Raw genomic sequence first — 12801 nt, forward strand, 5'->3', positions numbered from 1 at the left:
AAAAAGATCGAGTTTACCTCAGCTTTCCGTGTCGCGGCGACGGGCGATGTCGGCGTGGGTGTAGCTGCCCTGCGGGTTGCGGCCGAAGCGGTCGCGCACCGCCGCCACCAGCACGTGCCGGAGATGCGTCGCGCGACCGGCGCGCAGCACCCGCGCCCGCACCGCGTAGGCGTCGAGATACGCCAGGCGCGGGGCCCAGATCGGCCGGCGGCGGCGATTGGCGACGCCGGCCGTGAGGTGGAGGAAGGCCTGGGTGGTGCCGATCGCGCTGGCGAGGTCGACGCCGGGCGAGATCGACGGAAGGGAGACGCTCGAGCCGTCGGGCGCATCCGTCGTCATGGCGACGAGGCCGCGGAGATCGCTGTACGGCGGGATATAAGGGAGGAACCGGGAGTAGTCGACCTTCGACGCCGCGATCTCCTCGAGCGACGCATCGGCGGGCAGCCCCATGAACCGCTCGAAGGTGAAGCGGCTGCGCGGGTGGAACGAGGTGACCTGGGCGGCGAAACCGACGTTCACCACCAGCAGGTCGGGGATGCCGAGCGCTCGGGCGTGCCGGGCGATGGTGGTGCCGATCTCCGGATGCGTCGTCTCCGACTCGTCGAACACGAGCGACGCGCCCTCGAGGAACTCACCGACGTTCTCGGTGGTCACCCCGTCGCGGTAGATGTGCACGACGGCGGTGGGGTTGATCTCCCGCACCTGCTCGCGGAACACTCCCGCCTTCGACCGCCCGTACGTGGCCGTGGTGGCGCCGGGCACCCGGTTCGCGTTCTGCGGCTCGAAGTCTTCGGGGTCGGCGATGCTGAAGCTCCCCACGCCCATGCGCGCCAGCTTCGTACCCACCTGGAAGCCGACGCCGCCGACCCCCGCGATCGCGACGCGCGCCGCCAGCAACGCCTGCTGTTCCGCCTCGCTCCAGAAGCCGTAGTTGCGACTGAACTCCGGCGAGGCGACCGATCTCATCCGCCTTCGGGCACCGCGTCGACCACGGCGGCTGCGCGCTGGGTGCGTGAGACCCGGCCGAAGTACTCCAGCGCGCCGTCGGCGGCCTCGAGGGTGCCGAGGATGGTGGCGTTGCGCTCCTCGATGCGGGCCGCCGACCCGGCGAGGTCGAACTCGACGGGGAGGTTGTAGTCGAGGTAGTGCTCGATGTAGCGCGGCTCGCCGATGCGCGAGATGGCGAGCACCCCGGCCAGGAGCCGCTCGAGCCAGGGCTCGATGATGGCGAAGGTGCGCCCCACGTCGTGCGACGAGAAGTAGGCCGACATGAGCGCGAACAGGTGCCACTGCACCAGTTCTTGCATGGCGACCCGCTCGTGCCGCGCGATCACCCGCGACACCTCGACGCTGCCGAGATCGAGCGGATGCTCGGCGAAGAGCTCGGGGCAGAACTCCTCCACCGGCAGCGGCCGGTCGCTGCCGTCGGCGCCCTTGATGATGGTGCGGGCAACGCCGACGATGCGCACGCCCTCGGGGGCGTTCTCGAGCACCGCGAAGGTGACCGAGCGGGCGTCGTCGGCGTCACGATCCGTTCCGTCGTCGGACAGGTCGGAGGGGTCGAGTTGACCGGTCTGCTCCACGTAGACTCGGCGGCGGAACTCGAAATGCTGACGGTAGACGTCTTCGAAGCCGGGGAGGGCCACGCCATTGACGCCGATGATGCCCGTGGCAAGCCTCGCGTCGGGTTCTGCGACGAACGCGGGAGAGCCCGCGATGACCGGAATGACCGCCGCGTTGCTCACCGAGCGATCAATGCGTGACACCGCTCAACTTCCGCGAGGTCGCCACCACGGCGTTCTGCATCCGGAGCACTTCGAATCCTCCGTTTTCAGGGGGTGGGTGGCCGCCCGGCGTGTCTGCGCGAAGCACGCTGCCGTTTTTCTGAGCATAGAAGCGCGGCAGGTCGTTTGCAACTTGGGACATTATGTCTCAAAATGGTGCTGAGAGGGGCAACAATGTCTGAGAACAGCTGGACGAAGTCCGGGCCGGGCCGCACGCGCGTGCCCAAAGACGAGGTGCGCGCGAAGCTCCTCGACACCGCGATGGCCCTCGTGCAGACCAATGGTCTGACCGTCGGATTCGAGCACCTCTTGATGGACGATCTCATCAAGGAGGCCGGCGTCCCGCGCAGCTCCGTGTACCGCATCTGGGAGTCGAAGGAGGCCTTCTTCGAAGAGCTCCTGAGCGAGGTGGCCAACCAGGTCTCCCCCGGTCGCGCCGACGAGGAGTCGCTCGTGGCCACGTGGGAGTACCTCGGCTTCCGCGCCGATGAGCTGCGCACCCCAGAGGGCCGGCGCCGCATCCTCGTGGATGTGACGGGTCTCGCCGCCGAGCAGAACTTCGAGTCGGTCACGTCGTCGGTGCAGTGGCGCACCTACGTGGCCCTCTCCTCCACCGCCCTCTCCTACCCCGACTCGCGCGTGCGCGAGCGCATCATCGAGGCGCTGCGCAACTCCGAACTCGCCTTCCTCGACCAGATGGAGGTGTTCTACCGCAACATCGTGCCCGCGGTGGGCTACCGCCTGCGGCCCGACCTCAACGACGACTACCGCCCGCTCGTGGTCGCCGCCGCCGCCATCATCGAGGGCCTCGGCATCGCACGCACCACCATCCCCGATCTGGTCGAGGCCCGCTACGAGGTCGACAACGAGGGGCGCCCCGCCGAGGTGTCGCTCGCGGCCATCTCGTACCACGCCATCATCCAGTCGTTCATCGTGCCCGACCCGGCCTACGACGCCGAGGCCGCCATCGCGCGCCTGAGCGGCGGCATCGACGAGATGCCCCTCGTGCAGCCCCGCAGCCGCGACTACGACGGCATCGACGACTGACCCGCCGGCGATCCTGCCGGGGAGCTGAGCGGCGGGTCGTAGGCGAAGAGCAGGCGTAGCTCGCCGTCGGCGACGGTGACCGAGGAGCGTCCGAACACCGCGTTCATCACGGTGATCGACGCGCCGAAGCGCAGGCGCGCGGTGGCCTCCCCCGCCTCGAAGGGCGCCCGCAGGAGGATGCTGCGGTGCCGGCCCACCGCCCGCAGCACGACGGTGACCGTGCCGCCGGGCGCATCCGCCACCCGGCTCACGAGAGCGGTGATCAGGGCCCGCAGCGCGACCTTCTGCTCCATCCCGAACGCGTCGCCCAGGGCGCCGGGGTCGTCGACGGCGAGCGCCGACGGATGCGCCCGAGCAAGCCGCTCGAGCCACGGCAGTCCCATGTCGGTGATGATCACCGAGCGCAGCACGGCCGAGATGCGACGGGCCTCGGTGGCATCCGCCGCCGTCACCGAACCGCGTTCGAGCACCCCCGTCAAGAAGGGCACCAGCTCCACGGCGAGCGCCTCCCGCCCCGACTCGCGGAGCTGTTCGCGCAACCGGATGCGCACCCGCCGGCTGAGCCCGCTCTGCTCGCGCGCGGCCGACTCGGCGGCGCGCGAGAGCAGCAGGCTGAGCCGGTACGAGAAGACGGATGCGCCCACCCCGAACAGGAGCACCGGCGCCATCGCGATGACGGCCGAGGTGACCGGCGAGGCCAGTTGCGGCATGGCGGAGGTCTCGAGCGCGGCGGTCGCGCCCAGCACGAGGGCGCTGACGGCGGTGACGAGCGCCAGGTCGCGGCCCGGCCGGAACTCGGCGAAGACAAGGATGACGATTCCCACGACGAGCGGACCCCAGTTGTCCCAGAGCACGTTCGACGTGCCCCAGGTGCTGATGCTCGAGGTGACGCTCGCGAGCAGCGCGGCTCCCACGGCGGCGGCGAGCCCGGCGAAGCGCACGGGTGTGCGCACCGGGTCGGTGACCACCAGCACGACGACCGCCGAGGCGGCGATGAACCCGATCGCCAGACCCGCCGCGACCGGGCCGCGGATCTCGCCGGAGGACACGATGGTGCGGATGATCGCCCAGCTCAACGAGGCGACCGCTGCCGCCCCGACGAGCGGGTAGATCGACCGGGCCACCACCGGGTCGAGGCGCTGTGGTGTGCCGCGCCAGGCGAGGAAGCCGATCACCGCGGTTCCCAGGCGTGTTCGGGCGCGACGGGGAGGGTGAGCATGTAGGTGGTGCCGTAGCCGGGCGAAGCCCAGAGCTGGGCCTGTCCGCCGGCGTCGCGGATGCGGCCGCGAATGGATTGCGAGACCCCGAAGCGGTCGGGCGGCACCGCAGCCGGGTCGAAGCCGCGGCCGGCGTCGGCGATCATCACGACCACCGCATCCGCTTCGCCGTCGACCACGATCTCGGCACGGTCGACCCCGGAATGCTGACGCGCGTTGACGAGCGCTTGCCGGAGGGCGAGGGCGAGTGCCGAGCCCACGGCGGGGGTGAGGCGGTGCAGCGATGCGATGTCGCCCGAGACGTCGACGGCGAAGCCTTCGTCGCGGCTCTGCGCCACGACGGCGCCGAGCTCCGGCGGGAGGGCGTCGGTGCGGGCATCCGCCGCCGTGGCGGCGCTCTCGTCGGGCCACCAGGCGCCCTCGGCGATGAGCGCGAGGTCGCGGCGGATGGCGGCGCGCTGCGGTTCGCCGAGCGGCCCGGGCGGCTGGTTGGCGAGCACGGTGAGTTCGCTCAGCACGGTGTCGTGGAAGAGGGCGACCACCTGCGATTCGAGCTCCTGCTGGTAGTGCATCGCATCCGCATCCCGTCTGGCCCGGACCACCGCGCGGTGGTCGGCGGCGGTGTGCCGGCGCAGCAGCAGGTCGGTGGCGCAGATGGCCAGCACCACGACGGCAGCGGCGGCGGTGAGCACATCGAAGGCGGGGAACCGCCCCGACTCGAGCGCAGCCGCGTACACCGCTGCCTGGCCGAGCAGGTAGGCGCCGGCCATCAGCACGAGCGACTGCACGCCCAGCAATCGCGGCGCCACGGTGTAGATCACGGCGATCTGCGGGAGGGCGAGGATGAAGGGCGACTCCACGATGGCTTCGGGGGCGTTGGAGATGAGGATGGACGCGTAGAACCCGATGCTGATCGCGGCGATGACGAGGTAGGCGAGCCCGGCGAACAGCGTGTCCTGCAGATGGCGCAGCACCATGAGGGCGGCGATCGGCACGAGGAAGAGCATGGCGAGCCACACGTCGTAGGGCGAGTTGATGTTGCGCAACAGCACCATCACCGCCGCGATGACCAAGGCAGTGGCCCCGACGGCGAGCGACGCGCCGGAGAGGGCGCGCACGACGACGCGGCCGCTCGCTTCACGCGGCATCCCCAGGCTCATCGGCACCCCCTACGATCTGCTTCGATCCTCGCACGCCCGGTCGGCCCACACCTCGGGGCGGCTCGGCGCATGCCGGGGCTTCGCGTTCGTAAACACTCTGTTGCGATCATGTTTCCTCGACGGATGTGGCCTGCGCCGGCCACTAGGTTGGCAACGGCCCACCGGCGGGATCTGAACCATTCGCCGTTGAATCCGGCAAGAAAGCGCCCGTGTGCGAACTTATCCGTCACCGAATCAGGAGCATCTTGTCCAGATCACCGAGAGCGTGGAGGAACGCGGCAATCGCCACGGCACTTCTCGTCGCAGCAACACCTGTTCTGCTGAGCGCGCCGGCGTATGCGCAGAGCGCACCCAGCGCATCCGTCATCACCGCCGCCGACCCGGTCGCCTCGGGCGCCGACTGGTCGGTCGTCGAGGTGCCGGGCGGCTACGAGGTCACGAAGACCCTCGCCGAGCCGCTCGAGATCCGCAGCGACGCCCCCACCCTGTGGGCCGACGGAGTGGAGCTCGGCCTCGCGCTCCAGTCGCTCGACGGTCTCACCCTCACCCTCACGACGCCCGATCCCGCGGTGGCGGACGCCACCTCCATCGACCAGGGCTGGTCGGGCGCCGGTGACCCGACCATCGCCGCGCCGGTCGACCGCTCGGAGCTGCACTCGCTCACCGACCAGCTCCCGCTGGCCGCGACGGATGCGCCGACCCTCAGCGAAGACCCGTCGGCCGCCGGCCCGTACACGGTCGAGCGCGACGACTACGATCTGGGCGACGAGGCGGAGGACATCCGCGGCTTCGGTCGTAAGGGTGAGATCCGGGCGGCGGTCTGGATGCCCGTGGGGGCGCCCGGGGAACGCCCCGTCGTCGTGTTCCTGCACGGGCGGCACACCTCCTGCACGGGTGGCACGCGCAACCCGAACGCCTGGCCGTGCAACCCCGACCAGATCGACGTCGAGAGCTACCTCGGCTACAACGACGCCGCGCAGATCCTCGCCTCGCAGGGCTACGCCGTGGTCTCGATCTCGGCCAACGCCATCAACGCCCTCGACGGCTCGCTCGCCGACGACACCGGCGCTGCGGCCCGTGGTCAGCTGGTGCTCGACCACCTGTCGCTCCTGCGGGCGACGAACGCCGGCGAATCCGTGGGCCTGCCCGCCGACCTCGCCGGCCGGCTCGACCTCGACGACGTGGGCCTCATGGGCCACTCCCGTGGCGGTGAGGGCGTCGTGCGCGCCGCGCTGCTGAACGCGGAGCAGGCGCAGCCGTTCGGCATCAAGGGTGTGCTGCCGCTCGCGCCCACCGACTACTCGCGCATGACGCTGCCCGACGTGCCGACGGCCGTCGTGCTGCCGTACTGCGACGGCGACGTCGAAGACCAGATGGGCCAGAAGTACATCGACGACTCGCGTCACGCCTACGGCGACGACGTGCTGCGCTCGTCGGTGCTCGTGATGGGCGGCAACCACAACTACTTCAACACCGCGTGGACGCCGGGCAAGTACCCGGTGGCCACCAGTGACGACTGGGCGATCATGGATCGCAACCAGACCGACCCGACCTGTGGCGCATCCGCTCCCTCCCGTCTGACGGCGGACGAGCAGTACGCGTTCGGCAACGCCTACATCGCCGGTTTCTTCCGGCTCACGCTCGGCGGCGACCAGCAGTTCCTGCCGATGTTCGACGGCTCCGACGCCAAGCCGGAGTCGGCCGGGCGGGCGGATGTGCGCGTCTCGGCGACCCTGCCGCCGTCGGATCGTGTCGACATCGCTGACTTCGACACCCCCGACACCTCGGTGCAGGCGGTCGGGGCGGGCACCTACCAGTTCTGCGAGAGCATGAGCCCGCTCGACGTGCCGGCGACCCTGCCGTACTGCGTCACGCAGCTCGAGTTCGCGCAGGCGCCCGACTACGGGTTCACGAGCCCGATCTACGGCAACGGCCGCGCCACCTCGGTGCCCTCGGCTCCGTCGCTGCACTTCAGCTACACCACGCCGGCCTCGCCGTCGGCGGCGGCGGGCGAGCTGCGGGTGCCGGTGCCGGCTGCGGCGACGGACTTCTCGGGCTCCGAGTCGCTGTCGTTCCGCGTGTCGCCCGACGACTCGGTGGCGATCGACGGCAGCACCGACCTCACGGTGACGCTGGTCGATGGTTCGGGCGGAAGCGCATCCGTCACGGCGTCGGAGTACGGCGACGCGCTCTCGGTGCTGCCGGGTTCGACGAACCCGCTCCGCAAGGTGCTGCTGCAGCAGATCGCGGTTCCGGTCGGCGCCTTCGAGGGCGTTGACCTGACGGATGTGCGTCAGGTGCGCTTCACGGCGCCCCGCGCCGACGGCGGTGTGCTGCTGAGCGACCTGAGCCTGTTCGGCGCTCCGACGCTCGGCACGCCGGCCGTCTCGACCCGCCCGGTCGTGTCGGTGCCGGATGTCGCGGTGGAAGAGGGCGCGGGCGTCGGCTCGGTCGACGTGCCCGTGGTGCTCTCGCGGCCCGCTGAGGAGCCCGCGACGGTGTTCGTGAGCGCGATCCCGTCGTCGTCGAGCAGCAAGGTGCTCTCGGCGATGGAGAAGGTCGAGTTCGCGCCCGGCGAGGTCTGCCAGACGGTGACCGTGCCCGTGCAGGGCGACTCGGCCACGTCGACCAGCGCGGCGGCGACGTTCATCACGAACGCCTCCAACACGCAGGGCGGCGCGACCATCGGCGACGCGTTCGGCAAGATCGTGGTGCGCGAAGACGACGGTGTCGTCGACCGAACCGGCGCGACCCTGCCGTCGCTGCCCGAGGTGGGCGTGCAGGGCGATGCCTGTGCGGAGGCGGCAGCGCTCGCCACGCCGGGCACGCTCGAGGCGTCGTCGACCGCGCTCAACCGCGGCGACGTGGTGACGGTGACCGGTTCGGGCTTCCGGGTCGGCGAGTCGGTGGCGCTGACCCTCGGCACCGCGACGGTCGGCACCGTGGTGAGCGTCGACGGAACGGTCTCGTTCGAGGCGACGGTTCCGGCCGACGCGTCGTTCGGCCCGGCGGCCTTCACCGCGACGGGAGCCGGTTCGCGGTTCACGGCGTCGGTGCCCGTGACGGTCGGCCCCGCGGTCGACCGCATCGGTGGCGCAGACCGCTACGAGGTCGCGGTGAACGCGTCGAAGGACGGGTTCGCGCCCGGTGTCCAGGCCGTGTACGTCGCATCCGGCGCGGTGTTCCCGGATGCCCTCTCCGCAGCCCCGGCGGCCGCGAAGTCGGGAGCACCGGTACTGCTCACCCCGGCCGATTCGCTGCCCGCAGCGGTGAAGGCCGAGATCGAGCGGCTCGACCCTTCGTCGATCGTGATCGTGGGTGGAACGTCGAGCGTGAGCGCGGCGGTCGGCACGGAGCTCGGCACCACCGCACCGGTCACCCGGCTGGGCGGCGCGGATCGCTTCGCGGCCTCGCGGGCCGTGGCAGCAGCCGCGTTCCCGTCAGGCGCGAGCACCGCAGTGCTGGCGACGGGCCGCAACTTCCCGGATGCCCTCTCCGCCGGTGCCGCGATCGGCGCCGCCGGCCCGGTCATCCTGGTCGACGGCGCAGCCGACGGCCTCGACGCCGACACGACGGCGCTCTTGACCGACCTGGGGGTCACGTCGATCGTGATCGCCGGTGGCGAGGCATCCGTCTCCCCCGCGATCGAGGCCGACGCGCAGCAGATCGCAGCCACGGTGCGACTCGGCGGCGCCGACCGCTACGCCGCGTCGCAGGCGATCAACGCGCACTTCTTCACCGCAGCCGACCGCGTGCTGCTGGCGACGGGCGCGAACTTCCCCGACGCGCTGGCCGGTTCGGCCCTGGCGCCGAAGGTGGGCGGCCCGCTGTTCACGGTGCCCGGCACTTGTGTTCCGGCGGAGACGCTGGCGCAGATCGCGGCCCTGGGCGCGACGCGGGTGACCCTGCTGGGCGGCGAGAACTCGCTCTCGGCAGCAGTGGAGTCGCTCACGGCCTGCGCCGCGGGCTGACCCGGCGCTGACGAGGTCCCGGCCCTCCGCTCCGGTGGAGGGGCGGGACTTCGTCGTTCAGCCCACGCCGTGGTGCTTCTTGATCCAGAGGTCGTCGGCGCAATCTTCTGAACACGCCAGGGCGTTGTAAACCATGTCTTCGCGACGCACCCGGATTCCACAGTTCCGGCACCGGCGCAGCCGCCGCGTGAACCGCACGGTCGGATGCGCCGTCATGCGGCTTCACCCCGAACGTACGCCCGCAGGTACTCGGTGATCACGGTCTCCAGGTCATCGCCTCGTGCCGCGGCAGAAAGACGAGCCCGCATCTCGAGCGAGTCGGCAGCACCCACGCTCCGCTCTGTTTCAGTGGCTGTCATAGTCACGATTGTACTAGGTGACGCAACACCTAACCAGATTTTTGCTCAACTATTTCATGCCAATATGAGATCTGTGCCCAATCAACCGAAGACACCCGTAAAAGGCTTCCGCATCCCGATTGACCTCTACGACGCAGCACTAGCAAAAGCGCAGAGCGAGGGCCGCACCCTCACCGACGTCGTGCGCGAGGCTCTCCAGCGCTACATCGACGCCGAGCCTATATCGGCAGGTAGCCTCGAACCTCGCACGGCAGCTCGGTAGTATCGAGTCTCAATCCATTGACTCCTGCAGGAGGCGTCCTGTACCGATCACCCGCTGTGCGTCGAGTCGCTGCCGTGCTGCTGGCGCTCTACGGCGCGGGCGTACTGTTCGTCGTGGCCTGGCCGACTCCAGTCGACGGGGGTTCGAAAGGAACACTCTTTCGGGTGCTGCGGTTGTTGCACCGCCATGGCGTGCCGGACTTCATCAACTACGGCACGGTGGAGTTCGCAGCCAACATCGCGATGTTCGTGCCCCTCGGCTTATTGCTTGCCCTGCTTCTCGGCCCGCGCTGGTGGTGGACGGCCACGTTCATCTGCGCCGGCCTTTCCGTCTCAATCGAGTTGTATCAGCACGTCTTCCTACCAGCCCGTTTCGCGACCGTCCGGGACGTGATCGCGAATTCCACCGGTGGTCTCATCGGCACGCTAATTGCGGTCGTCTTGATCGCATGGCTCCGAGCGCCCACCCCATTTCTGTTGGCGAATAGCGGCCCGCCCCCGCGAGCCTCCCATTAAGGGCACTTTCGCACGACGCCGTACGCCCAATACTGTGGGCCTACACCTGTCGCGCAAAGGTCGCGGCGGGCTCACCGATCGGGGGACGGGCATGACACTTTCGACGAAGGACTTCCCAGCTGTACAAGCGTTGTCAGGAACTGACACCGATGCGACCGCCGCACTGAAAGGACTACTGGACACGTATCCAGAGTTCATCATCGATGGTGATTTCCGAATCTGCGAGAGTTCGGATCTCGATTTGAGCACGAGCGCGATCGAACACCTCACACTCGCACCGGGAGCTCACCTTCGTGTGATCGGCACCGGTCAGATTCTTCGTTCCGGCAAGTGGAAGTACGAGGAGCCGGTCGCGGGCCCGTTGCCGATCAAACCTCTGAGGACCGTTCCGGTGCACGACGCCGGCGTTTACACCCCCGGCGAGTGGATCATTGTAGGGTCCGGTACCCGGTTCCCGACGAGCGATGTCAACTACGTGGCTGTGCTTCGCCAGGTCATTGAGGTCGACGAGGTTTCGCAGTCCCTCGAGTTGGACATGTCGTTTCCGTCGCATCTCCCGATGGTCCTCGGCCGACGCGTGCTCGCCTACGTGAGGTCCGATGTCGTCGGCCAGACCGTCATACCCGTGACCGATTCGACATCGATTGCGACCGGCCTCGTGGACATCGTCGACGCGTTCAGTCGGAGGGTTGACCCGAGCAGGAACAACCTGACCGTCGTGTCCGTCGACACCACCCCGGGCGCAATGTCCGTGACGCTCTCCGCCCCCATCGACGCCTCGGTCGATCAGTACCTCATCGTGAACACGGGTGTGTACGACTACATGCCCGGCCCGTGGATCGTCCGCACTCAGCTGGCTGCGCCTCTCACGATTGAAATGGGCGAAGGGTCGCAGATCACCGGCCAGGGCTACAAGAGCCCGACGAACCCGCCGGTCGACGCCAAGCCACTGATCTTGGCGCAGTTGGCGGACGATTTCAGGATCGTCGGTCCAGGCTACATCGGCAGCCACGTGCGGGGAGCAGTCGTTCTCACGCACTGTGTTTCGCCCGTGATCGATACGACGATCGGTGACATCTGGGACACCGATCTGGACACTGAGGGCGACAGCGGCTCGGGTTACGGCGTCAATGTCGTCGGAACGACTCGCGGCCTGCACGTCGCCGGCAATACTCGCTTCTTCCGGTGCCGCCACGGATTGACGACCAACGTCGGACCGAACATGTACCTCAACCTGACCGATCCGGCATTCGGCTTTCCTGCCTCGTCCACATCCACTAACGTGTACAACCTCGGTGCGCAAGGCGGACCCGAATACGCCGTCATCGAACCGGCGGAAGTCGCATACTGCACGAATCACGGCCTGGATACACACCGTGCCGGATGGGCGTTCACCTTCCGCCCTGGTGTGGTTCGCGACTGCAAGGGTGGAATCCAGACGCGGTCAGACGCCACAGTCATCGAGGACTGCCTCATCGACGGGGTGAACTATGCCTCAGCGGTCGTCGTGTACCCAAACATCGTCGTGGGGCCGACCATCCGCAACGTCCGGGTCCGAGCGATTCGCGAGAACGCCGGCCCTGGCGGCATTCGACAATACGGATTCTCGATTTCGAGCCCAGCGGAAGTCATCGATTGCGAGGTGTCGGACGCCATGCCGGGTGAGCTCGTCGGCGGGTTGATCATCAACGAAAGCCTGGCAGGCCAGGATGCTCACGTCGTCCGCTTCCGCGCTTCGAAGATCTCGCGCGCCTTCCAGTTCGCCGGCGGTCGGGCAACCATCACGGATCCCATCATCGACCCGTCGGTTGCCGAGTTCTACAGCGAGTCAGGAACCGGAGTCACGGCGGACAATCAGATCATCTGGACCAACGAGACCTTCGGTGCCCCCTCGACCGCCCTGACCTACTTCACGCCCGAAGGGTCTGGGCGCCAGACCGCAACCCTCCTCCAGAACACGCAATGGGTGGCACCGATCTACCTCCCCGCTGGCGTGGTGCACTCCTTCGGAGTGGAGGTCGCGTCCGCGGCAGCCGGAGCCACGATCACGGTCGCTTTGAATCGCGCCACCCCATCCTTGGCAGCCCTCACAGACACCCGATTCGCCGAAGGATCGATGACGGCCGCGTCGATCGGCGTCAAAGAGGTCACCCTCTCAACACCATTCGACACTGGCCGCGGCGGGACCTACTGGATCGCTCTTCGCGTCGACGGCGCAGCAATCGGCGTCCAGGCCACTCAACTGAACCAAAGTCGGAACGTGAAGTCGCTGGCGCGACTCACGGGGGCAACCGGCTTCGGATACACGCGGACCACGTCGGCCGGAACATGGTCCAACTGGACCGGGACGCTTACGGACGCCCCGGTCGTCCCTCGAATCGGCGTAGGCATGAAGCTGCGATGAGTCGCTCGGATTGGAGTGCATCCATGACACGTGCCACAAGCAACCAAACACGAGTCCGCCTCAGGCGCTGGATTGCGGCGAT

9 protein-coding genes are annotated in these 12801 nt (G+C 68.7%); 4 read left to right on the top strand and 5 right to left on the bottom strand.

The window, feature by feature from the left end; genetic code table 11:
• Positions 1–18: 18 nt before the first annotated feature.
• On the bottom strand, positions 19–966 hold the full coding sequence (locus AC3WLB_RS18635; RefSeq protein WP_492508560.1) for a ThiF family adenylyltransferase: 948 nt from the start codon (positions 964–966) through the stop codon (positions 19–21).
• A complete protein-coding gene (locus tag AC3WLB_RS18640) occupies positions 963–1745 on the bottom strand; it encodes a hypothetical protein (protein WP_492508562.1) in 783 nt (260 codons plus the stop codon). Before AC3WLB_RS18640 ends, AC3WLB_RS18635 begins: the two co-directional genes overlap by 4 nt.
• A 213-nt stretch (positions 1746–1958) precedes the next feature.
• Between AC3WLB_RS18640 and AC3WLB_RS18645 the strand changes: the two genes are divergently transcribed.
• A complete protein-coding gene (locus AC3WLB_RS18645) occupies positions 1959–2831 on the top strand; it encodes a TetR family transcriptional regulator (protein ID WP_022896137.1) in 873 nt (290 codons plus the stop codon).
• On the opposite strand, the gene AC3WLB_RS18650 is transcribed toward AC3WLB_RS18645, so the two are convergent.
• The gene (locus AC3WLB_RS18650) at positions 2810–4006 is read right to left on the bottom strand and encodes a hypothetical protein (protein WP_492508564.1); all 1197 of its coding nucleotides are present in this window, start codon (positions 4004–4006) and stop codon (positions 2810–2812) included. The two genes, AC3WLB_RS18645 and AC3WLB_RS18650, sit on opposite strands and share 22 nt — an antisense overlap.
• Positions 4003–5208, bottom strand: a complete 1206-nt coding sequence (locus AC3WLB_RS18655) for an ATP-binding protein (protein WP_492508566.1) — start codon at positions 5206–5208, stop codon at positions 4003–4005. The genes AC3WLB_RS18650 and AC3WLB_RS18655 overlap by 4 nt, the downstream gene beginning before the upstream one ends.
• Before the next feature lie 245 nt (positions 5209–5453).
• Between AC3WLB_RS18655 and AC3WLB_RS18660 the strand changes: the two genes are divergently transcribed.
• The gene (locus AC3WLB_RS18660) at positions 5454–9179 is read left to right on the top strand and encodes a cell wall-binding repeat-containing protein (RefSeq protein ID WP_492508568.1); all 3726 of its coding nucleotides are present in this window, start codon (positions 5454–5456) and stop codon (positions 9177–9179) included.
• A gap of 212 nt (positions 9180–9391) precedes the next feature.
• On the opposite strand, the gene AC3WLB_RS18665 is transcribed toward AC3WLB_RS18660, so the two are convergent.
• Positions 9392–9538 carry a hypothetical protein gene (locus AC3WLB_RS18665; RefSeq protein WP_492508570.1) on the bottom strand — a complete coding sequence of 49 codons (147 nt, stop codon included), beginning with the start codon at positions 9536–9538 and terminating at the stop codon, positions 9392–9394.
• A gap of 336 nt (positions 9539–9874) precedes the next feature.
• Between AC3WLB_RS18665 and AC3WLB_RS18670 the strand changes: the two genes are divergently transcribed.
• Together AC3WLB_RS18670 and AC3WLB_RS18675 are read left to right on the top strand one after the other, a co-directional pair.
• Positions 9875–10315 (top strand): VanZ family protein, encoded by a 441-nt coding sequence (locus tag AC3WLB_RS18670; RefSeq protein ID WP_492508572.1) that lies wholly within the window; start codon positions 9875–9877, stop codon positions 10313–10315.
• Positions 10316–10406: 91 nt separating this feature from the next.
• Positions 10407–12719 carry a hypothetical protein gene (locus AC3WLB_RS18675; protein WP_492508574.1) on the top strand — a complete coding sequence of 771 codons (2313 nt, stop codon included), beginning with the start codon at positions 10407–10409 and terminating at the stop codon, positions 12717–12719.
• Positions 12720–12801 lie beyond the last annotated feature (82 nt).

This window comes from Herbiconiux sp. FW305-C-125 (assembly GCF_058783455.1).